Origin of the sequence: Providencia sp. Me31A, assembly GCF_050487165.1 — a bacterium.
Classification (GTDB): Bacteria; Pseudomonadota; Gammaproteobacteria; order Enterobacterales; family Enterobacteriaceae; genus Providencia.
Genome location: NZ_JBKQGZ010000033.1, coordinates 20,810 through 43,319, shown reverse-complemented (window position 1 = coordinate 43,319; position 22,510 = coordinate 20,810). Strand labels below are relative to the sequence as shown.

18 protein-coding genes are annotated in these 22,510 nt (G+C 40.8%); 4 read left to right on the top strand and 14 right to left on the bottom strand.

Going from position 1 to position 22,510, the window contains the following annotated elements:
- Positions 1-165: 165 nt before the first annotated feature.
- The gene (locus ACLPIE_RS20595; RefSeq protein WP_430263566.1) at positions 166-456 is read left to right on the top strand and encodes a putative quinol monooxygenase; all 291 of its coding nucleotides are present in this window, start codon (positions 166-168) and stop codon (positions 454-456) included.
- Between the two features lie 356 nt (positions 457-812).
- On the opposite strand, the gene ACLPIE_RS20590 is transcribed toward ACLPIE_RS20595, so the two are convergent.
- Genes ACLPIE_RS20590 through ACLPIE_RS20580 form a run of 3 tightly spaced genes read right to left on the bottom strand, consistent with a single transcriptional unit; the run spans position 813 to position 4,512 of the window.
- Positions 813-1,628 (bottom strand): dimethyl sulfoxide reductase anchor subunit family protein, encoded by an 816-nt coding sequence (locus ACLPIE_RS20590; protein WP_430263565.1) that lies wholly within the window; start codon positions 1,626-1,628, stop codon positions 813-815.
- 2 nt (positions 1,629-1,630) lie between these two features.
- Positions 1,631-2,179 carry a 4Fe-4S dicluster domain-containing protein gene (locus ACLPIE_RS20585; protein ID WP_430263564.1) on the bottom strand — a complete coding sequence of 183 codons (549 nt, stop codon included), beginning with the start codon at positions 2,177-2,179 and terminating at the stop codon, positions 1,631-1,633.
- A 2-nt stretch (positions 2,180-2,181) separates the two neighbouring features.
- On the bottom strand, positions 2,182-4,512 hold the full coding sequence (locus ACLPIE_RS20580) for a molybdopterin-containing oxidoreductase family protein (protein WP_430263563.1): 2,331 nt from the start codon (positions 4,510-4,512) through the stop codon (positions 2,182-2,184).
- 207 nt (positions 4,513-4,719) lie between these two features.
- On the opposite strand from ACLPIE_RS20580, the gene ACLPIE_RS20575 reads away from it, so the two are divergent.
- Positions 4,720-5,409, top strand: coding sequence for a helix-turn-helix domain-containing protein (locus ACLPIE_RS20575; protein WP_430263562.1), 690 nt, complete (start codon positions 4,720-4,722; stop codon positions 5,407-5,409).
- Positions 5,410-5,496: 87 nt separating this feature from the next.
- Here ACLPIE_RS20575 and tmaR read toward each other — a convergent pair whose 3' ends face one another.
- Positions 5,497-5,829: a PTS system regulator TmaR gene (gene tmaR, locus ACLPIE_RS20570; RefSeq protein ID WP_004253179.1), complete on the bottom strand. Its 333-nt coding sequence runs from the start codon at positions 5,827-5,829 to the stop codon at positions 5,497-5,499.
- A gap of 124 nt (positions 5,830-5,953) precedes the next feature.
- Complete coding sequence (locus ACLPIE_RS20565; protein ID WP_430263561.1) at positions 5,954-7,237, bottom strand: MFS transporter; 1,284 nt, start codon at positions 7,235-7,237, stop codon at positions 5,954-5,956.
- A gap of 344 nt (positions 7,238-7,581) precedes the next feature.
- On the opposite strand from ACLPIE_RS20565, the gene sbcB reads away from it, so the two are divergent.
- Positions 7,582-9,021 (top strand): exodeoxyribonuclease I, encoded by a 1,440-nt coding sequence (sbcB, locus tag ACLPIE_RS20560; RefSeq protein WP_430263560.1) that lies wholly within the window; start codon positions 7,582-7,584, stop codon positions 9,019-9,021.
- A gap of 52 nt (positions 9,022-9,073) precedes the next feature.
- Here sbcB and dld read toward each other — a convergent pair whose 3' ends face one another.
- The 9 genes from dld to yieE form a co-directional block, all read right to left on the bottom strand.
- Positions 9,074-10,813 carry a D-lactate dehydrogenase gene (gene dld / locus ACLPIE_RS20555; RefSeq protein ID WP_430263559.1) on the bottom strand — a complete coding sequence of 580 codons (1,740 nt, stop codon included), beginning with the start codon at positions 10,811-10,813 and terminating at the stop codon, positions 9,074-9,076.
- A gap of 235 nt (positions 10,814-11,048) precedes the next feature.
- Positions 11,049-12,434, bottom strand: a complete 1,386-nt coding sequence (locus ACLPIE_RS20550; protein WP_430263558.1) for an APC family permease — start codon at positions 12,432-12,434, stop codon at positions 11,049-11,051.
- A complete protein-coding gene (locus ACLPIE_RS20545; protein ID WP_430263557.1) occupies positions 12,424-12,636 on the bottom strand; it encodes a hypothetical protein in 213 nt (70 codons plus the stop codon). The genes ACLPIE_RS20550 and ACLPIE_RS20545 overlap by 11 nt, the downstream gene beginning before the upstream one ends.
- A 359-nt stretch (positions 12,637-12,995) precedes the next feature.
- Positions 12,996-14,978 (bottom strand): ligand-gated channel protein, encoded by a 1,983-nt coding sequence (locus ACLPIE_RS20540; RefSeq protein ID WP_430263556.1) that lies wholly within the window; start codon positions 14,976-14,978, stop codon positions 12,996-12,998.
- 258 nt (positions 14,979-15,236) lie between these two features.
- Positions 15,237-16,025: an ABC transporter ATP-binding protein gene (locus tag ACLPIE_RS20535; RefSeq protein WP_430263569.1), complete on the bottom strand. Its 789-nt coding sequence runs from the start codon at positions 16,023-16,025 to the stop codon at positions 15,237-15,239.
- Complete coding sequence (locus ACLPIE_RS20530) at positions 16,019-17,029, bottom strand: FecCD family ABC transporter permease (RefSeq protein ID WP_430263568.1); 1,011 nt, start codon at positions 17,027-17,029, stop codon at positions 16,019-16,021. The genes ACLPIE_RS20535 and ACLPIE_RS20530 overlap by 7 nt, the downstream gene beginning before the upstream one ends.
- Positions 17,030-17,132: 103 nt before the next feature.
- Positions 17,133-18,269, bottom strand: coding sequence for an ABC transporter substrate-binding protein (locus ACLPIE_RS20525; protein ID WP_430263555.1), 1,137 nt, complete (start codon positions 18,267-18,269; stop codon positions 17,133-17,135).
- Positions 18,270-18,520: 251 nt separating this feature from the next.
- Positions 18,521-20,011, bottom strand: coding sequence for an amino acid permease (locus ACLPIE_RS20520; protein WP_430263554.1), 1,491 nt, complete (start codon positions 20,009-20,011; stop codon positions 18,521-18,523).
- Positions 20,012-20,307: 296 nt separating this feature from the next.
- Entirely contained in the window at positions 20,308-21,171 is an 864-nt protein-coding gene (gene yieE, locus ACLPIE_RS20515; protein ID WP_430263553.1) for a DNA-binding transcriptional regulator YeiE, read from the bottom strand.
- A 193-nt stretch (positions 21,172-21,364) separates the two neighbouring features.
- Between yieE and ACLPIE_RS20510 the strand changes: the two genes are divergently transcribed.
- On the top strand, positions 21,365-22,444 hold the full coding sequence (locus ACLPIE_RS20510; protein ID WP_430263552.1) for a YeiH family protein: 1,080 nt from the start codon (positions 21,365-21,367) through the stop codon (positions 22,442-22,444).
- Positions 22,445-22,510: the final 66 nt, after the last annotated feature.

The window sequence follows — 22,510 nt, the reverse complement described above, 5'->3', positions numbered from 1 at the left end:
GCGACACTCCAAGGAGGGGATAAATTGAGTATTCGGGCGTAAAGAGACTTTTCGTCCATGATAGTAATCCCTGATCATAAAATATGCATTATGATATTATCAGCCACCATAACAAGGGAAGTCCCTGTTATATACAGCATTCTTACATGCCAACTGGAGCTGATTATGTTGAAAGTCATTGCGGAAGATTTTATTCAAACAGAAGCGATTGAAATTGTGATGCCACTATACCGTGAATTGGTCGCTGCGACCAAACAAGAACCATTGTGCATCAGCTATGACCTTTATGTTGACCAGAAAGATCCCGGACATTTTATTTTTATCGAAGAATGGCCAAATCAAGAAGCGCTAGATATCCACTGTGACAGTGAACATTTCAAACGCCTTGTTCCCCTAATCAACAGCTATAAACGCTCAGACCCCATATTTATATTGATGAATGGTGCTTTTGAATAAGCGCATTAGCTAAGCAAGACACTAGGAGCATACATAAGTATGTAACTAAGACGAGTCTCCGGTACCAACAACACGACAAACCAAAATACACAAGTCATTAATCCTCTAAATAGTTCGGTCTGTCACTAGGCGGCGAGCTAAGCAAGACACTAGGAGCATACATCAGTATGTAACTAAGACGAGTCTCCGGTACCAACAACACGACAAACCAAAATAAACAAGTCATTAATCCTCTAAATAGTTCGGCCTGTCGCTAGGCGGCGAGCTAAGCAAGCCCCTAGGAGCATACATAAGTATGTGACTAGGGCGAGTGTGCGATGCCAACAACGTGACAGGCCGAAATATGACGAGGATTTTTAGAACCACGGCGCTTGGGTCATCACCGAACCATAAAACAATGCGCGACCCGCTAGCTCGCCACTCAATATGGCTAACATTACTAAGGCTATTAAAATAGCTGATGGCTGTTGTTTATATCCTTTCATTGCCACAATGCAAGGCAATAGCATACTCATCACTACCTGCCACCACAGCAAGTAACTTCCACCTTGGCTTGCGGGTAATTGTAAGCGAATAATTTGCGCAATTAATACCAGCGCAACGCCTATCAGTACCCCTACTTTAATTATCGATGGCAATGATTTTCCTTGTCCAATAACGAATAAGGCTATTAGACTAAAACCAAGGACAATCGCACTACCGATAAACGCAATTTGCGTCGCTGGTGTATGCCATAATGGATGTGCAACCATTTGATAATAAACTTGTGCAGTCACAAAAATGGCCGCAATACCACCGAGAGCACTTAACCAACCGAGTAACTGATTACGCACATTCACTTGAGGTGATAACCAACAGGATAACGCCCAGAGTGTTATTATTCCGTTTAATAACACAAAGGTCACCGCTTCACGGCTCAACCACGAATGACTTAACCCTAGGACAGAACGATAAGCTTCCAGAGGAACCCCTAAATGCCCCATGGACATCGAAGAGCCAATGACTTCAATCAACCAAATCAATACTACCGCGCGACGTAGTACAGAACCTGATAGTTGGTTCTCTTTACTGGCTTTCATTTGGTAAATCGTCAATGCAAGAACAGCGCCAATCCCCCACTGGCTCATCACGGTAAAAAATACCAGCGGGAGTTCCATATGTTTAATATCCATGATTAGTCCTCCATGCCAATAATGACAATGTTCGGGTGGCTGATCGTGTGGTCAGGCATGTTGTAACGCTGCTCCAATACGCTCCAGTTTGTCGTGTGCTTCTTGCGTAATTCAGTAATGTCGCCAAATTCGATAGCGCCTGTTGGGCAAGATTCAACACACCTTGGTAACAAGCCTTCATCCAAGCGTTCCGCACACATATTACACTTGCTGGTTTTACCTTCCGCAGGGTCAAAAACCGGGGCATGATAGGGGCATGCCATAATACACATCTGGCACCCAATACATTTTTCATGATCTTGTACGACGATACCGTCTGCTCGCTTAGTATAGGTGCCCGCAGGACACACTTTTAGGCACTGGGGGTCATCACAGTGATTACAAGACATCGTAATAAAAGCTTGCGTATTGGGTGAGTCATAATTAAATTCGCGTACTCGACGCCATAATACGCCTGGAGGGGTAACATTCTCGGATTTACAGGCCATAGAACAAGTACGGCAACCATAACAATCTTTTGTATTAATTAAAAAACCATATTGTTTAATCATGATTAAGCCTCCCTTCTCACATCAACCAACGTACTGTTACAACAATGGCCAGTTCCTAAGTGTTCGACTTGGTCGTTTGTCACATGGCTGCTACTTCCACCCTGCTGTTCCCACCACCCATTATCGAGAGAAATAACGCCTTTTTTAATATGCGTTGTCACCACGGCGATAGCTCGGTGCTCTCCTCTGTCATTAAAGGTGATCGCCCATTCACCGTTTTTGATACCTCGAGGTTTCGCATCTTCTGGGTGGATTAAGACGTTAGGTTGGTTACGTTGCACCTCTAAAATCCACTCATTCATTCCATGACTTGAATGCACGCTACGTGCTAACTTGCGCTGCACTGCCATCAATGGATACTTTTTGGCTAATTCAGGGGAACCTTTGACCGATTCAGTGACTTGGTAGTACGCTACGACAGGGGAAAAGTTTTTCTTTTGCCAATCTTCGATGAACAAATGGGCTTTCTTCGTTGATGTTCTAAAAACCCCATCTTTAAACGGTATCCAATCCCCTTCAACTGGGCGTACAGGGCCTTTTTCTAACATTTGGCGAGTGATCCCTGAACCTGCTAAGCAAGCATCAATATAGTGTTCAATCGGTTGGTTAAATACCTCGCCAAAACCAAAACGTTCAGCTAAACGCGCAAAAATCCAATAGTCTGGCTTGGCCTCACCCACAGGCTCAACCGCTTTTTCCATTAATTGGACATATTGGCTACGAACCCCCGCCATCAAACTGGTATCTTCAAAAATAGTGGTCACAGGTAGGACTAAATCCGCATAGAGTGCCGTTGAACTCATTAAGTTATCCGCCACAACGACAAACGGCACCTTCTTCAGTGCCTCTCGTACCTTATTCGTGTTCGGTAACTGAGTCATGACCCCCATAGTCATGATCCACCAAAAATTAATCGGGTGGGGTTTATCATTTACAATATAGTCACCGACCTTAGCAACAGGGATAGGTGGTATATTTTTAGCATTCGGTGCAGGCGGCACTATTGGGCTAAAATTCGCCATTTGGCGAGCACCACCAGCGTCGCAAACACCTGCGCCGCGCTTACCGATATTGCCCGTAAGCAGTGCAAGATAAAACTGGCTAGCAGCAACATAGGCTCCATGTTCAGTTCGCTGAGCGCCTGACATATTTTGCACAATCATGGATGGTGTAATGGATGAGTAATCACGAGCAAGGCGGACAATAGTTTCTACCGGCACGTCAGTTTCTTCACTAACGCGAGCTACATCCCAGCCTTTTGCTTGTTGATAAATTTGCTCAAAAACCGTGGTGTAACCTAGATCTTTTGGTAATTCATGCTGAAATAACGCAGGTTTAATATTCGCACTATCATGGCGAACTAATTGCTGGCTAAGGGTATCAAATACAAGGTAGCTATCTTTATCATCATTATCTTGTCTAACTTGCTTCTGGTCAGCATCAACCAAATAGACCGCACCTGTATGAGCTCGAAGAAAAGCATCATCAATGCGGTTTTCTTCAATAATGATTTTGATCATTCCCAAAGCAAGTGCGGTGTCTGTTCCGGGTATAATCGGAATCCACTCATCTGCTTTTGCGGCAGTTTCATTAAATCGCGGGTCAATCACAACTAACCGAGCCCCATTTTTTCTAGCTTGGTTATAGTTTTTAAAATAGGCTTGCATCGTGACGGCTGGATTATTACCCCAACACAAAATATAACGACTATCGGCAATGGTATCGCGAGTATCAGCATAGCGTAAACCCAACATTGGGATCATCGCTGCAGTCACTGCCGAGCAGCATAAAGACCCCGCTTGTTTTGTTGAGCCACCTAAATAATCAAAAAAAGCCTTACCCATATCATTTTTGATAGAGTCCATATTGCCAGCATGGGTTGAAATAAATAAACCTTCATTGCCATACTTGGCAATGGTTTCTCTGATATTTTTTTCTATCAGGTCAAGCGCTTCATCCCAACTTATTGGCTTAAATTCCGCCTTTCCTTTTTCACCGACTCGCAATAATGGCGTTGTGACTCTTTGGTCATGATAAACCCATTTGGTTCGGCTCATGCCGCGTAAACAGCATTTAACATTGAACCCTTCTGTTGCTTGAATTTTTATCAACTTGCCTTGATAGGTATACGCAGTAAGGTTGCAATGCAAACATTCCATCGCACAAGTGGATCGATAGGTTTTATAGTCTGATAACTGTAACCGCACTTTGGGAAGAGGTTGACGGTTATGTCCTTGCGCAAAAGAACAAGGCGCGATCGTTGCTAAACCGACAACCCCTAACCCTTTAAGTAAGGTTCGGCGCTTTAAACGTAATTCTTCTATTATTTTCATTATAGTAAACCTCGACATTGCCTTATAAAGTTCACTATATATATACCTCATTCACAATTAGTGAACTTGAGACATATCAACATTCCTTACTATTTATAAGTAATTTTTCATTACCTCTTTCGTCTTAATTACAGTTCAAGGAAGGGAATTAGCAGCACTGAGCAACTCATGATAAAATATGAGTATCTGTAAAATTGAGGTTTGTGTATGTCTACTGTGCAAGGCGTTAATTCTGTTGATATCGCGGTGAGTATTTTAAATTTTATTGCTCAAAATGGGGGAATTGCCCGCGCAGCTGATATTTCAAAAGGCTGTGAAATATCCAAAAGCCGCCTACATAAATACTTGGTTTCATTATGTCGTACACAAATGTTGTATCAAGATACTCAAACGAGTCGTTATGCTTTAGGTCGCAATTTAACTTTTTTAGCAAATTTTGTTGAGCCAGAAAGCTCTTATATCGAAACCATTAATAATAACCTAATTCAGTTTCGCGACGAGCAAAACGTTTCGACTGGTATCGCACTTCGCTTAGGCAAAGCACTATCTTTAGTCAAATATAATCGTAGCTTTAAAAACGTTGAGATTGATTTTTTACCTAATACGCCATTGCCAGTTGAAAGAAGTGCTGCGGGGCTGATTTTCTCTGCATTTGATGACCAGTTTCACTCCAATTTTTATTCTCAAGCAGAGCTCGATAAAATTGTAAAACAGGGGTATGCAATCCGTTACCAGCCGACTGAAGGTATACCTGGCGCACAATCGATCGCCTGCCCGATTTTCAATAATGAAGGACAACTTGTTGCTGCGGCAATCACAATGGGATTTATTGATGAAAGTGACATGGAAAGATTAGCGAACGCACTGATCAAGCAAGTAAATACCCTCTTTCTATAATACCTATCTTTGGTAGTAGAAATTAATCAGGTTGAACAACTCTGACTGTCCTAAAAAAAGCCGAGATAAACTCGGCTTTTCAACTAATTACTTGACGTCAATTCTTGGTAATTCACCCATCTCTTTTAACTTCTTAGAGATTTCACGACGCTCTTTAGAAAGTTCTGCGTTCTTAATGATGTAGTCGTCAACACGGTCATCATAGTCGCTACGCATGTTTGCAATAATAGCTTGAATGTCTTCAATCGACATCCCTGGTTTAATATATTCGCTTAGGTTATCCAGCAATAAAACACGCTTCTGGTTATCACGAATTTTTTTCTCATTGTCGGTAATTTCACGACGAATTTTGTTTTTACGACGAAACATACGCACAAATTCCAGAACATTTTGGAAAGACGGCTTGTTAGCGTTGTCCATGTTTAAAACCCTCTAGTCAATATTCAAAACGCATTATCTCTTAACACAATACATTCTAATCCTACTGGGTGACAAGCCTGTTTCTCATATTTCTCAAATTAATCTACCTAATATTCCACATCATTCATGCTTTTGCAGTTAAATCTTTAGAATGACTGTCATCACCTTGGGCCATATTTTCTAATTGTGGGGTAGATTGCTCGTCGTTTTTATCACTTCTGAGACAAAATGCAGATAATACCGTCGTAATCACCACAAATGCCCCCATAACTAAATAGGTATCGGCAAAACCAATTTTGTCATAGCCCCACCCTGCCAGTGGTGATAACACACTTGCAACAACCGATGTAATACAACTAAAGCCAACTAAATATAATGTTGATGATAAACGTTTATCAAAATGACGGCTGTTATATTTAAAAATAGCAATTAGCAAGATCGGTAGCTCGACAGCATGTAATAGTTTCATCGCAGAGATCATGATTGGTCCATCAACTAAACCTGAACCAATAATGCGTAATGCCATGACTGAGCTCGCAAATAGTAAACCATTTTTAGCGCCAATACGGTTGACGATAAATGGCGCTAAAAACATTCCGCCAGCTTCCAAGAAAACCTGCAAAGAATTCAGATAACCGTACATCTCATTACCTAATTTTTCATCTTGGAATTGATGGGCGAAATACACCATAAATTGCTGGTCGTAGACGCTATAAACACAAGTACCCAGTACAAATAATATTAATGCCCAAAAACGAGGAAGCGCAAATAATTGTAGAGCATCACTTACAGTAATTGCAGAAGGGTTACCATGCTCAAGGCTATTATAAGCATCTGCGTTAGCCGTTTTTAGATTCAACAAGATAATTAAAAAAATCACCCCTGAAATAGTGGCCATAATAAAATTATAATCAGGGTCAATATTAATGTTGCGACCTGCAAAAAATGTGGCTGCCGCCCACCCTAGTGAGCCCCACATTCTTGCCTTACCATATTCAAAGTTACGTAAACGGCTTACTCTCTCAGTATAAGACTCAAGAACACCTATCCCTGCATGGAACGTCATCCCAATAAATAGTCCGCCAAGAACACTACCAAAAAATACATTCCATTTTAGTAATGAGCCAAAAACCATAAAAAATGGGCCAGAAGCAATAAGTAGGATCGCAATAAATAATAATAAATTTTTCCGTAATCCTAATTTATCTTGCATGAACCCATATAAAGGCTGCGCGCACAGAGCAACGATTGAAATACACGAAAAAATAAACCCTGTATCCGCCCCCTCTAAACCAACATATTTACGTAGCCATATTGCCACGACAGAAAATGTTGATGACCATGTGAAAAAGAAAAAAAACAATAATGCACTCAAAGAGGCATAGTACTTTCTTGAGCCACTATTCATATTTCATCACCTATCAATAATTATCATTGATAAAAATGTTAAGGTTAACATGGTTATTAAACCACAAAAACAGCTATATTTTGTGATGTTAATCACCAATGTTAACGTTAACAAACGGTATTTGTGATGAATGTCACAATCATAATTACTTAACAATATAGCGGTTATCCCTTACTAAACATTTCACTTAATTTATCATCCTATTCGCTCAATTATTGGTTAATTAAAAGCTAAACCAAGTCACCTTATTTTAGCTTTTATAGCGGATCAGGTATCATTAATCTACAAAGTAGAGTGTACACAAGCCAATTCATCACTCTCAGACCCAATTCTAGGCCATCAAAATGGTGAAAACGTTGCAAGATAATAAAAAACAACCCTCATTCTTTATTCATGACTATGAAACTTTCGGCAAACGTCCAGCTCTTGACAGACCTGCTCAGTTTGCAGGGGTGCGTACTGATTTAGATTTCAATATAATAGAAGAGCCTGAAGTCTTTTACTGTACCCCAGCAGATGACTATTTACCGCAACCAGAAGCCGTCATGATCACAGGGATAACACCCCAGCTAGCGCTATCTGAAGGCGTGAATGAAGCGGAATTTGCTAAACGTATCCATCAAGCCTTCAGTGTGCCGAATACCTGTATTATGGGCTATAACAATATTCGTTTCGATGATGAGGTAACACGAAACATTTTCTATCGTAATTTTTATGACCCATATGCTTATAGCTGGCAGCAAGGAAATTCACGTTGGGATTTGCTTGATCCCTTACGAGCGTGCTTTGCCCTGCGCCCTGAAGGAATTGAATGGCCCGAAAATGAAGACGGCCTACCCAGTATGCGTTTAGAGCACCTGACTAAAGCTAATGGCGTGGCTCATGAAAACGCACACGATGCTATGTCTGATGTGCTAGCGACCATCAATATGGCTAAATTATTAAAAGTGGCTCAACCGCGCATGTTTGATTATTTTTACCAACTAAGAAATAAAAATAAGGTAAGCCAACTAATTGATATTGTGGATATTACACCTCTGGTTCATGTCTCGGGTATGTTTGGTGCTTTGCGCTCCTACATTAGCTTAGTAGCGCCTCTCGCTTGGCATCCAGATAACCGCAATGCCGTCATTATGTGTGACTTATCCGCGGATATTACACCCTTACTTGAATTAGATGTTCAACAGTTACGTACTCGACTCTATACTCCGAAAGCAGAGCTCGCAGGTGCCTTACCAGTACCTGTAAAATTAGTACACATCAATAAATGCCCCATACTTGCCCCTGAAAAAACACTGCGTACAGAAGATGCTCTACGTACAGGTATTGACCGCGATCTCTGTCTGCGCAACTTAGAAGTTTTGCGAAAAAATCCGGACATTCGTAATAAATTAATTGAGCTATTTAGCGAACCCCAAACTTATGAAGAAGTCGCTGATGTGGACGCGCAAATCTATAATGGGTTCTTTAGCCCATCAGATCGTTCTACTATGGATATTATCCGTGAAACTTCACCCCATAATTTACCTGCTTTAGAGCTAAGTTTTGAAGACAAGCGCATGAAAGAATTATTCTTTCGCTACAAAGCGCGTAATTTTCCTGCCACATTATCCTTTGATGAGCAACAACGCTGGTTACAACATCGTCGGGATTACTTTAATGAAGCACGTTTAACAGAATATATGCAACAAATACAATTGTTGCTTGCAGAACATCAGCACGATGAAAAACGCTGTCAGCAACTAAAAGCATTGGTAAGTTACGCGATGGAATTAGCGAGCTAATTAACATCAATGGGCAGATTACCTGCCCATTGTTATTTAGGCCAGTACACGATCAGTGTTCGTTTGAATGGCTGCAACCACAATCCCCTTCCCAATTTTTCTTTTTGGTTGTTTTTCCTAAACCAGGGTTCATGGTATTCGTTGGGTCCGATTGTTTGTAGAATGATTTTAGTTGTTCTGGCGCTTTATAGAGATGCCCAACATTGTGTTCCGCTGGGTATTGCGCACCTCGTTCATCCAATAATGCTAACATTTTTTCTTTTAATTCTTTTGGATTTACGCCTTTTTTCAACACGTAGTCTTGGTGCATCACATGGCACATAAAATGCCCACAATACAATTTATGAACTAATAACTTTTCAATTTCAGGGGGCAATGTTTCGAACCAATTTCTATCATTGCGGCGCAATGCAATATCAAGGGGTAATACGTCCTCGACATCTTTGCTATGAACTGCATGATAGCGCACCGCTGAACCTGCGGCGGCAAAACGATGTAAAAAGGCTTTCGCCCCCTCTTCTGGCGTACATTCAAAGTATCCCCCATCCGCTGTCGCAAAATAGGATTTTAGCCATACTTTAGCTTCGTCGATACCATCACCTGCCATTTTTAACATGAGGTGGTGTTCATAACGATCACGGAACTCTTTCATGCGAGGCGGTAAATGAGACGGCCATAATTTACTTAGTACTTGCATCGTGCGATCAATTAAATTAGATGGCAGTAATGGAATTTTATTTAATACGGCATCAATACGTCCTTTTAATGTGAAAAACATGGGCATTTTATCGGTACCAAATTTATCAATCATCAAAAAGGTATCTTTACCGTAAATTTCTGCAATATCGAAACAACCTCGGTGCATGTATTCACCCGCTACCGGTAAGTTTTTAAACTCACTCAATATATAACGGCGAATATCTTCCAATACATCGGGGTTATTTGAACCGATATAAAATACCTGCGTTTTTTTATCTGCTGGGAAGGTATCTAAACGAACGGCAAATACAGCCAATTTTCCAGCGCAGCCAGACGCTTCAAATAAACGGCGTTCGTCAGCATTAAAACGAGAGGGAGTATCGGCATCAATATCGCGAACGCGCTTCGCATATTCATGGTCAGAGGCTAATTTATCGCTGACTTGCACGTCTTCACTGCTGTAGCCGCGATTTTGTAAATTAGTCAGAATCTCTTCTGGCGTGTCACCTAAATCAATGCCTAAATGGTTGACTAGCTCCACTTGCCCATCATCATTGACTCGTCCATAAAGAGCAAGTTCAGTATAAGCAGGCCCACGGCGAACTAATGACCCTCCGGAACTGTTACAAATTCCGCCCACCACTGAGGCACCAATACACGATGAGCCGATCAATGAATGTGGCTCACGACCTAAGGGTTTTAAGATTTTTTCCAGATCGTATAAAGTGCTTCCTGGCATCGCAACAACTTGGTTAAATTCTGGAAGAACTTGAATTTGGTTTAGTTTTAGCGTGCTAATAATCACGATATCGCGGTCATAATCATAGCCACTTGGCGTCGAACCTTCTGTTAAACCAGTGTTAGCCGCTTGCATCAGTACAATTTTGTCAGCTTCGACACACGCTTTGAATACATACCACTGCTCAAGCAGTGTTGTTGGAAATACAACCGCTATTGCATCGCCCATCCCCGAACGGAAACCTTTGCGGTAACGTTCAGTTTTATGAGGTTCTGTTAAAATATTTTTTTTACCAACAATATTCCTGAGTGTGAGTAGTAATCGTTGATTCTCAGGTTTTTTTATATCATTCATGTGTGTGCCTTCTTAATCGAATTCGAGTTTATTATGTGTTGTGTTTTATTTATTGTAACAACAATATCACATAATATTATGATGTTAATAGGCTACACGCTTTATCTTAAATAATTCTTAATGGATAAAAAAATAGCGCCCGAAGACGCTATTTTATCAATTCTAATTTTGACTATATTCAAAATAGCTCGTGCTGTCACTTTGTGAATGCAAAACCGCAACAGCACGAATATAGTTAAACATCACTCATCTGAGGCATCGGTCTTTTGAACATACGCGTCAGCACAGCCATATAAATTAACCCAACCGCAGTCCAAAACAATCCATAAACCATTGAATCTTCTTCAATATTCAACCATAGTACGCACACCGTGAGTGTACCAATAACAGGTAAAATTAAGTAGTTCAGGATATTTTTGAAACCTGACATACGACGCTCGCGAATAAAGAACTGGCTAATGACTGAAATATTCACGAAGGTAAACGCGATTAATGCACCGAAATTGATTAACGCGGTTGCGAAATCCATTTCAAACCAGATAGCGCCGAGTGCTAAGAAACCAACCATTAATACGTTGTATGCCGGTGTGCGCCATTTAGGGCTTACGTAGCCAAAGACTTTTTCAGGGAATACCCCATCACGACCCATAACATACATTAAACGCGCACTACCTGCGTGAGCCGCCATACCTGATGCTAATACGGTAACACATGAGAATACTAAAATGATTGACTGGAAGAATGCCCCAGCAACGAATCGCATAATATCCGGCTGTGTTTCGTTAATGTTCTTAAAGCGCGATACATCTGGGAAGTATTGCTGTAAGAAGAATGAAACAGTGATAAAGATCACTCCCCCAATCAGTGCAGTTAAGAAAATTGCACGAGGAATAACCTTGCCTGCATTAGGCGTTTCTTCTGACAGAGAACTCAAACCATCAAACCCTAAGAAGGAGAAACACAAAATTGTCGCCCCTGCTATCAGCGGGATCACTTCGGTTTTTTCATTCGCAAACGGGTTAAAGGTCCAAATTTCTCCCGAACCCTCACCGTTAGAAACGCCGTGGATCACAAGCCCAGTAAATACAGCCATTACGCCCACTTGAATAATGGCAATAACGGTACTTAAGTTGGCAATGACGTTGATCCCACGTAAGTTGGCCGCGGTCATCAAAATAACCAGCCCTACCACGAAGATTGCAGGCTCTACGTTAGGGAAAATGTCTTGCAGGTAAATTTTAGCCAATAAGATGTTGATCATTGGCATAAAAATATAGGACAACAATGATGTCCAGCCCACCAAGAACCCAACATGTGGGCTCATTGATTTTTGGGCATAAGTGTACGCTGAGCCAGCAGATGGGAAGCGTTTCACCAGCTTACCGTAGCTCAGAGCCGTAAACAGTATCGCAGCAAGTGCAATAATGTATGAAGTTGGAACGTGTCCGCCCGTTTTATCCGATACCATACCAAAAGTATCAAATATGGTCATTGGCTGGATATACGCGATACCAATCATAACGACTTGCACAAGCGTTAAGGTTTTTGCAAGTTGTACGCGGTTGTTCGCACCAGTTTGGTTGTGGCCGATGTCTAATGGAATCGAAGAATTATTTTGCATTTTCAAGCCCCCCCATAACTTTCGATTGCAAACTACTTCGGCTTAATCGACAGTTACTGGGAAGACTTTGCATCTGCCTATAGGCAGAGAAAAACGAAGAGAGGGAGAAAGGCGTGTTTGCTAAGCCACCTAGAGCCCCGTAGTCATCAATACGGCAGCCGCCAGCGCCTGGCCCTGCTGCGAATGCGAAAAAGTAAGCCATAAAAGCATTCCTCAAATCGGTAGCGAAAAATATTTGCTACACGTAAATATTAAAATTATCTCTCCGGCTCTATGTCCGGCCCCGCTAGAATGAACGTTCCTAAAAACAAAAAAACCGATGCTTCATTTGATTAAGCATCAGTTATTTTTTAGTTCGCGCATTTTGCACGCCATAACTCGAAATAGCAAGCTAAATTGTTAACAACCCCGTTATTTTCGATGAGAATTTTTGATACTTTTCGTTATTTTTCATCCAGTGCTTATAACTATTGTAATGCTATTTTATTGTGGTGGCTCAATAAGCAAAAAACCCTTTGGTGGAGCCAAAGGGTTTAAATTAACTAGAATTAACTATTTTGCTTAGAAGTTATAGTTGATACCGATATTGTAACGGCGGCCTTCTAATTCAGCACCATAATTAGCTCTATCAATACGACGGTCTAAGACGTTATAAACGCCACCGACTAAATTCGCATTTTTGCTTAATTGGTAACTCGCCCCTAAATCGAATAATGCATAAGAGCCTGTACCGCTTGACATTTTTTGCCCACGACCTTGGTATTCTGAAGTTTTACCACGGAAATTCATGCGCGTCCATGTTTCTAAATCTTCAGTTGTTTGCCATGTCAGTGTGGAGTTAGCCATATGTTTAGGCTGTTTATTTAATGGCTTACCTTTATTTACACCACTTTTTTGTTCAGTGTCAGTATAAGTATAGTTAGCTGCAAAACTTAAATCATCAATAATACGCCAGTTGAAGGTTAATTCTACACCTCGCATTCTTGCTTTATCGACGTTAGCTTTATCACTAATAAAGTTATATGGTTCATTCGGATGATCGCCCTCACCATCTTGTTCAACTGTACATGGTCTTACGACTTTACTGTCATTTTCACAGCGTCTAACTTCAGTGATTTTATCTTTAAAGTCAGTATTATAAATAGTTATCCCTGCTGTAATATTATCTTGATTATTCCAGATAACACCAATTTCTTCAGTAACACTTTTTTCTGGCTTTAAGTTAGGATTACCATAAATAACAGCGTTACCGCGGCTTCCACCTGTTGCTTGCCCCCAGTTTGCTGATGATTCACGCAAACTAGGTGCTTTATAACCCGTGGTTACTCCGCCTTTGATTGTCCATTGTTCATCCGCATGCCATACACCATACAGACGTGGTGTCCAGTGCGTACCGTAGTTTTCGTCTTTATCCATACGAACACCACCCGTTACCGCCAAATCATTGGTCATTAACCATTCATCTTCAGCGAATAATGCCCAGCTATATCTATCTAATTTATTATATTGTTTAAATTTATTACCTTCGTCTTTTAGTTTTTCTTTACGGTATTGACCACCTACACTTAAACTATGGTCACCCAATAAAAATACACTTTGATTACGGAAAACAAGATCTTCCGCCGTCATTTTACGACCAGGATTTTTGGTTTCATCATACTGAACATAGGTATCTGTTGATGCAATATCATAAATACCTGTATGCGTAAGTGCCATATGAGTCAGCTCATATTTACTAAAGCCACTCCCATCACCCCTTTTATTACTATAGCCTTCACGATCATCACGGTGTTGATTATCACGTTTGAATTCCGCATCAACCGTATTTTTATCATCTGGCGTTAATGACAGCGTTGCACCACCACTCGTCATAATTTGGCGATTAAAGCCATCAACAATTTTATCTTCACCACGATGTGAATATTGTCCTTGTGCTTTTACACCCAATAAACCATCAATTAATGGACCTGATGTATAGAAGCTGCCTTGGCCTGTATTACCTGAATTTCTACGTTCCGTTAATGTTGTATCTGCACGTAAGCTGGTCGTCCACTCTTGTTGTACCCGGCGAGTAATAATGTTAATTACCCCGCCCATCGCATCTGAACCGTACAGCGATGACATTGGTCCACGCACCACTTCGATACGCTCAATTGCAGGTAATGGTGGTAACCACCCTTGCTCAATACCTGAGCCATCACTATTTGGGCGAGTTGTACGCGTATCAATACGTTTACCATCGATTAAAATCATGGTGTATTTAGCATCCATACCACGGATACTAATGTCTGAGCTACTGCCACCACCAGTGACTAAAACACCCGGCACATCTTTTAATGCATCGGTCACATCACGATAAGCTTTAGTTTCGAGTTGTTCACGCGTCACCACGGAAATGGATGCCGGAGCATCTTCAATTTTTTGCTGATAACCAGACGCTGTCGTCACATAGATTTTATCTTTACTATCATCAGCAAATGCAGGTGTAGCCGCAATAGCAGCAATTATGCTAATTGCCACTTTTCTTTTATTAAAAACAACCATTCCCAACTCTCCAAGAGATATTTGTCTTATATATGAATTGATTTGCTCACATTGATTTCATTGAATCAAAAAATTATTTTTTAATATTTGGACATTTAAATACCCATAGGAAATCCGTGGCAAAAAAGCCATTAAATAATTAAATTTCCTGTGGGTAATTAATATTAGCTAATAGCAGTGTCTATTTTTTCTTATATTAAACCTTCTATTTTTGGTGTGCTTATTAACCATAACAAACACACCTATTATATGACTATCTTAGCTAGCGAGTTTATCAACCAGCCCATCGATTAGCACTTGTGGCACGCCTTGCGAACAGCGCTCAATGCGCCCCTTCACACCATACACCTGAGCAAGGCTCTCAGGGGTTATCACCTCAGCAGGTTCGCCTTGAGCAATTAAATTACCTTGCTTCAACATCAATACATGTTCTGCATGTTTGAGTGCAATATTAATATCATGAACCACCACGACCGTGATTATATTCCGGCGTTTAGTTTCCTTTGCGACTAAATCCATCACATGATATTGATAATTTAAATCTAACGCACTCAGTGGCTCATCCAATAATAATAAATTAGGTTGGCGAATTAATGATTGAGCCAAACCGACTAATTGTTTTTGCCCACCAGAAAGTTGGTCTAAATAACTTAAAGCCAGATGTTCTATACCTAATTGACGTAATAAATGCATAACTTCATCTTTGCTATTTTTATTACTCAAACCACCGGAAGCACGTTGAGCAACAATCACCGACTCTAATACATATAGATGGACACCCGCTGGCAATGTTTGCGGTAAATACACCACATTTTGTGCCCGCTGAGCAAAATTTTGCTGAGTTAAGTCCAAACCATCTAACAGTAATTGTCCTGTTGCTTTATTAAGCCCGGCCAAAGAGCGTAACAGTGTCGATTTCCCACTACCATTCGGCCCAAGTAATACGGTAATTTTGCCTCTTGGTAAAACCTCAGTGGATAAATTTTCAATCACCGCACGCTTCGGATAACCTGCATTAAATTGGTTGATAATCAAGCCGCTCATGATACGTTACCCCGATGGCGTAAAATAATACTTAAGAAGAACGGTACTCCTACTAATGAGGTCACAATCCCAACTGGAATGATAACTCCCGGAATGATGTTCTTCGAAGCAATTGACGCCATTGATAAAATCAATGCACCGATTAACGCACTTGCAGGCAAATAGAAGCGGTGATCTTCACCAAAAATTAACCGTGCAATATGCGGAGCCACTAAACCAATAAAAGCTATCGGGCCAACAAACGCCACAGCCAAGGCCGATAAAATACTGATGCGTAACAACGTTGTCAGCCTTAAGCGGCGAACATCAATACCAAAGCTAATCGCCCTGTCTTCACCTAATCTTAATGCGGTCAGTTTCCATGAACTCATCATGGCAATCGGGAATATCAAGGCAAATACCAATGCCATAACGCCAAGTTTTACCCATGTCGCTTTTGAGAGGCTACCCATCGTCCAGAAAACAAGGCCTTGTAATGTGTCTTCTGTTGCGATGAATTGCATCATCGAAACCAATGCATTAAAGGTAAAAACTAATGCTATCCCAAATAAAACAACACCTGAAGTCGCTACCCTTGTCCAACGAGTTACCGCGTCAAGCATCAATGCCGCTAACAATGCAAAAATGAAAGCATTGGCGGAGATCACCCACTGGTCTGGAACCCCCGGAATAGCGATGCCTGAAACAATCGCTAATGCAGCACCAAACGCCGCTGCGTTGGAGACCCCTAATGTAAACGGACTTGCTAATGGGTTATTTAAAATGGTTTGCATTTCTGCACCAGCAAGCCCTAAAGACATACCGATCACCACGGCCATCAACGCATATGGCAGACGAATATCCCAAACAATCACTCGAGTCCCTGCATCCACCGATTCAGGTGTCATCAGCGTCTGCCATAGCCGATCAAGGGACAACCCTGAAGGGCCTAAAGTAAAATCAATAACCAGTGACAATAAAATTGCAGTAACAATTACGCCTATCCATGTCAGTCTGCGACGTAACATACTTTGATAATGTTGTTTTACACCGTCATCTGACTGAATCACTACTTGATCAACAGCCGCTATGGGCTCGCTTGTCATACTCATTAGTTCTTACCTACTCTCATTACTTTTCGCTGACCCAATATACACCTGTTGGCTCTACTGCGAGAAACTCTCTATGCAGTTCTTCGAGCGTTTGTTGTGGGTTAAGCTCAGCAAATTGTTCAGGATAGAACCATTTAGCAAACACTTGAGTCGCAATCACGTTGTAAGGCGAATTGTAGTAGTTATGCCAAATGGCATAATCTTGTTTATCTTTTATCGCTGATAATGAGTTAATGCCTTTGCGCTCAGTGATTTTTTTCAGGCTTTCTTTCGCATCCGCTAATGAACTTTGCGCACCTAATTGGACGCCTGCATCTTTACTACCTGGCGCTTTCGCCCCTGATGCAATATAAATATTTGGATCAGCCGCGATGATTTTTTCAAGATTCATCGTACCTAATGCACCCGGTAAAACACCTTTGGCGATATTTTTACCACCAGCTAAGTCAATAAAGTTCCCCATATTGCCGTCACCTGCGGTACCACAGCAATCTTCAAAGGCTCCCGCACGCAGCTCTATAAATACAGTTGGTTTCTTATCTTCAGGAATATTGTGAGTAATATCAGTGACTAATTTTTGGTTTTTTTCATAAAAATCCACGTACTTATTTGCCACTTGCTCACGGTTTAACACTTTTCCCAATAAACGCATACTCGGTAAAGTATTTTTCAGCGGGTTATCACGAAAATCCACAAAAACAACCGGAACCCCCGCTTTTTCTAGTTGATTGACTAATTCACTATTTTTACCCGGGCCATGGCCTGACAAGCCAAAAATAGCAATATCCGGGTTAAGAGTTAATACCTTTTCTGCACTAACGCTATCCGCACTGGTGTTACCAATTAAAGGAATATTGTCAATTTCAGGGAACTTCGATTTATAAACAGCGTAGGTTTGTGGGTCTAACTTACGTAGATCGCCCTGCCAACCAACAATGCGTTCAATGGGTTTGTCACCTTCAAGAAGAGCTATTGCGCTGAATAAGCGCCCTTCACCAAGTAAAATACGGTTAACATTATCCGGAACTCCAACAGTACGACCTGCAACATCAGTCACTGTAGCGGCCCATGTTTGTAAACTTACACCTGCTAATAATGCTAAACCTATTCCCTTTACTACCGACCTAGCTACAGACTTCTTGGCTACCGACGACATAGTATTAAGCTCCACCCTTAACCTCATAGACTTACAAAACGCATAATAGCGTAACAATAAAGCAAATAAGAATACTTATCAATACGATTATTAGTTTAATCATGACTTTCATCAATGGAATTCTGTGACCATCATCGTAAAGCCGAACATTCAGTATATTTCACCAGCAAAATGAGGCTTTTTTGCGCGATATATAAAAAAACAGCACCCTATAAAGAGTGCCGTTTTTTTATGATAGATATTCTAAAATATTATTTATCTAAGTTTTCGCGGTAACTTGGAAAGCTCATATCTTTATAGCGAATAAAGGTTGTTTTCCTCACAATTTTGTAACCAAACCAAATCGCTAAAAACAATGGAATACCGATATACGTCGCCGTAACCCCTACCCAGTCAATTTTATCTTCTAAGAAAGCTTGGTAGTTTTGGCCTAATGTGATGGTTAAACATAAAATAAAGGCAAAAATGGGGCCTATAGGAAAGAATCCTGAACGATAAGGTAAATCATTGAGATCTTTACCTTGTGCGATATAACCTCGACGGAAGCGATAATGGCTAATCGCAATCCCTAACCAAGCGATAAAACCTGTCATACCTGACGTATTTAATAACCATAAATAAACGGTTTGGTTACCGAACATGGAGCTTAAAAAACAAAGCCCTGCGATCACCGTTGTTGCTAATAAAGCATAACGTGGTACACCACCTTTTGATAGGCGAGCAAAAATTCGAGGTGCTTTTCCTTCACGCGCTAAGGTATACAACATACGAGTAGATGCATACATCCCTGAGTTACCCGCAGATAATACAGCCGTTAAAATAACGGCGTTCATCACGGCCGCCGCAGACAATAACCCCGCATTTTCAAAAACTAAGGTAAATGGACTCACACTGATATCTTTTACGTCATTACGTAATAAATTAGGGTCAGTATAAGGGATGATCAAACTAATGATGAGAATTGCCAAAATATAAAATAACAGGATACGCCAAAAAACTTTGCGTACCGCTTTTGGAATATTTTTCGCAGGGTCTTTGGACTCTCCCGCCGCAATACCGATCAGTTCAGTCCCTTGGAAAGAGAACCCAACAATCATAGCCACACCAATCATTGCAGAAAAGCCACCCGCAAATGGCGCATCGCCGATCTCCCAGTTATGCCATCCTGCATTTTCTGCGCCACTCATGATGCCAAAAATCATCAACACACCCACAGCAATAAAAATAACAACGGTTGTGACTTTAATTAATGAAAACCAGTATTCCGCTTCACCAAAACCTTTTACTGAAATGAAATTCAATAAGAAAATGATCGCAAGGAAAATAGCACTCCAGATCCAACCAGGAGTATCAGGGAACCAATAGGTCATGACTAATTGAGCCGCAACAAGGTCAACGGCGATGGTGACAGCCCAGTTGTACCAGTAGTTCCAGCCTAATGCAAAACCAAAACCCTCATCGACATATTTTGCGCCATAGGTAGCAAATGAACCAGAGACAGGCATATAAGCCGCTAATTCACCTAAACTGGTCATTAAAAAATAAACCATCAAGCCAATAATTGCGTATGAAAGTAATGCACCACCAGGGCCTGCTTGAGCCACTGTTGCACCTGAAGCGACGAATAGGCCGGTACCGATAGAGCCGCCGATAGCAATCATCGCAAGATGGCGTGCTTTTAATTCACGGCGTAATCTCTGTGGGCCGCCTTGCGAGATAGTATTGGTATGTTGTTCTGACATTTGTTCCCTGTTTTTTATTATTCAGCTAATAACCGCTGGATTCTAGCAAAATAGGTTGTCAGAACTAAGCAACTCTTTGCTGTTATAAGATACCTTCATAATTCGCCAACAATTATAAGTAAAACACGTTATCACAAAAAATTAAGCATGCCTTATTAATAAAGAAAGCGACGTCTTACTCTCTTTAGCGTGTCGCTAGGCGGCAATTGAGACGACCTAAAGAGCATACATTAGTATGTGACTTGGGTCGTCGATTGCAGCCAACAACGCGACAGGTTAAAAGGTGACAAGGATTTTTAATTACAGTAAGACAACAAATTATTAATCGCATTCGAAAGATGTTTTTGACGGTGATAAATTAAATATAACGTTCTTTCAAGTTGTAGCTCACCCACTTGAAGCTCAACTAATGAGCCATTTTCTAATTGTTCCTCTATTACCCGCCGTGACAAACAGCTAATCCCCATCCCAAAACGTACTGCGTGCTTAATAGCTTCTGAGTTGCCAAGTTCCATTAAAATATGGAAACCGGGAAGATGAGCAAATAATAACTGATCAAGGACGTCACGTGTTCCCGAGCCTCTCTCACGTAAAATCCAAGGCGCATCTCGTAATTCTTTTAATGACACTTTTTTATTTGCTAATGGATTTCGTGGTGAGGCAAAAACAACCAACTCATCTTTTAACCACGGTTTGGAAATTAACTCAGGACTGTGGCAAACCCCCTCAATTAATCCCACATCAGCGCGAAATTCCATGACTGCTTTGATAACTTCTTCTGTATTACCAATAAACAATTCCAAAGGGATATCAGGATGATCATGGCGATAACCGGCTAAAATTTCAGGTAGCATGTAATTACCAATAGTGGTACTTGCAGCTAGACGCACGGCGCCCATCTCTTTTTTAAATAATTGCTCGACTTCTAAGCCTTGCTCTAATAGCGCTAGCGCTTTGGGATATAAAAGCCTTCCGTGCTCATTTGTAACAAGTCGTTTACCCACACGGTCGAATAGTTGCACGCCTAATTGCCCTTCTAAATCAGTTAGCGATGCACTGACCGCAGACTGAGAAAGCGCTAATAATTGAGATGCTTGCGTCGTGGAGCCACTTTTTAATACTTCCGTAAAAACCTCAAGTTGCCTAAGTGTAATTCGCATAAAGGTAAGCCCCAGTATGATTTTTAGTAATTGTAATAATATTGTTAATATTAATGATTTATCAGCAATATTCCAGAAGAAACTAATAATCTATTTTTCAGATAGATTATATATAGATAATCAATTTAATTTATTATTCATTTTATTATATGCTTATACCTAAATCTTATAAGCAGTAATAAAGAGTATTATTATGAATAAAAGTGACGTTAGCGCCCTTACGCAACATAGACTACCGTCTATGTTAAAACTCGTCTCTGGTGTGATTTTAGCGGGTATTTTGACTGCTATCGCAATTTACCTAGGTGATCAACCTTGGTTTATGGATATCGGGTTAGGTGCATTAACGCTTGCCATTTTACTTGGGATTGTTGTTGGCAATACGCTTTACCCCGCCGTCAGCAAATCTTGTGATGCAGGGATCAAATTTGCTAAACACTATTTTTTGCGCGCAGGAATAATTTTGTATGGCTTTCGCCTGACCTTCCAACAAATCACCGATGTTGGCGCAACTGGGGTCATTATTGATGCCTTAACATTAACATCGACTTTTTTATTAGCGTATTGGCTTGGTAAAAAAGTATTTGGTCTTGATGAAGAAACCACTTTGCTCATAGGTGCTGGTAGTAGTATTTGTGGTGCTGCCGCAGTAATGGCAACTGAGCCCGTCGTAAAAGCCTCTGCAAGCAAGGTCGCTGTAGCGGTATCAACCGTTGTTATCTTTGGCACCCTCTGTATTTTCATCTACCCTTGGCTTTACCAATTAAATATCCATTTTGGGTGGTTCCCTACCTCTGAAGAAACGTTTGGGATCTATATTGGTTCTACCGTTCATGAGGTTGCGCAAGTTGTGGCTGCGGGACATACCATTGGTACTGATGCAGAAAATGCGTCCGTCATTACTAAAATGATCCGAGTTATGATGCTTGCGCCTTTCTTAATTATTTTATCGGCCTTTTTAAGCCGTAAAGCGAGTCAGCATCAAACTGAAAAGGCACAAAAAAGTAAAATAACCATTCCTTGGTTTGCCGTATTTTTCATCATTGTGGCGGGTTTTAATTCATTGCACTTACTGCCACAAGCAGTTGTACAACAAATCATTGCGTTAGACACTATTTTACTGGCAATGGCAATGGTCGCTTTAGGCTTAACAACCCATGTAAGCGCAATTCGTCAAGCAGGCATAAAACCGTTGTTAATGGCATTAATTTTATTCATTTGGTTAATTTTTGGCGGTTTATTGATTAACATTATGATTCAAAACATTATTTAATTTGTTTTCCCCTCGTTCTTAGCCACCTTAACCGGTGGCTTTTTTGTTAATTTCATTTATTAGCTC

Excerpts from the sequence above, each read along its gene's own strand:
- ACLPIE_RS20595 (WP_430263566.1), top strand. The coding sequence starts at position 166 with ATGTTGAAAGTCATTGCGGAAGATTTTATTCAAACAGAAGCGATTGAA.
- ACLPIE_RS20590 (WP_430263565.1), bottom strand. The coding sequence starts at position 1,628 with ATGGATATTAAACATATGGAACTCCCGCTGGTATTTTTTACCGTGATG.
- ACLPIE_RS20585 (WP_430263564.1), bottom strand. The coding sequence starts at position 2,179 with ATGATTAAACAATATGGTTTTTTAATTAATACAAAAGATTGTTATGGT.
- ACLPIE_RS20580 (WP_430263563.1), bottom strand. The coding sequence starts at position 4,512 with ATGAAAATAATAGAAGAATTACGTTTAAAGCGCCGAACCTTACTTAAA.
- ACLPIE_RS20575 (WP_430263562.1), top strand. The coding sequence starts at position 4,720 with ATGTCTACTGTGCAAGGCGTTAATTCTGTTGATATCGCGGTGAGTATT.
- tmaR (WP_004253179.1), bottom strand. The coding sequence starts at position 5,829 with ATGGACAACGCTAACAAGCCGTCTTTCCAAAATGTTCTGGAATTTGTG.
- ACLPIE_RS20565 (WP_430263561.1), bottom strand. The coding sequence starts at position 7,237 with ATGAATAGTGGCTCAAGAAAGTACTATGCCTCTTTGAGTGCATTATTG.
- sbcB (WP_430263560.1), top strand. The coding sequence starts at position 7,582 with ATGGTGAAAACGTTGCAAGATAATAAAAAACAACCCTCATTCTTTATT.
- dld (WP_430263559.1), bottom strand. The coding sequence starts at position 10,813 with ATGAATGATATAAAAAAACCTGAGAATCAACGATTACTACTCACACTC.
- ACLPIE_RS20550 (WP_430263558.1), bottom strand. The coding sequence starts at position 12,434 with ATGCAAAATAATTCTTCGATTCCATTAGACATCGGCCACAACCAAACT.
- ACLPIE_RS20545 (WP_430263557.1), bottom strand. The coding sequence starts at position 12,636 with ATGGCTTACTTTTTCGCATTCGCAGCAGGGCCAGGCGCTGGCGGCTGC.
- ACLPIE_RS20540 (WP_430263556.1), bottom strand. The coding sequence starts at position 14,978 with ATGGTTGTTTTTAATAAAAGAAAAGTGGCAATTAGCATAATTGCTGCT.
- ACLPIE_RS20530 (WP_430263568.1), bottom strand. The coding sequence starts at position 17,029 with ATGTTACGTCGCAGACTGACATGGATAGGCGTAATTGTTACTGCAATT.
- ACLPIE_RS20525 (WP_430263555.1), bottom strand. The coding sequence starts at position 18,269 with ATGTCGTCGGTAGCCAAGAAGTCTGTAGCTAGGTCGGTAGTAAAGGGA.
- ACLPIE_RS20520 (WP_430263554.1), bottom strand. The coding sequence starts at position 20,011 with ATGTCAGAACAACATACCAATACTATCTCGCAAGGCGGCCCACAGAGA.
- yieE (WP_430263553.1), bottom strand. The coding sequence starts at position 21,171 with ATGCGAATTACACTTAGGCAACTTGAGGTTTTTACGGAAGTATTAAAA.
- ACLPIE_RS20510 (WP_430263552.1), top strand. The coding sequence starts at position 21,365 with ATGAATAAAAGTGACGTTAGCGCCCTTACGCAACATAGACTACCGTCT.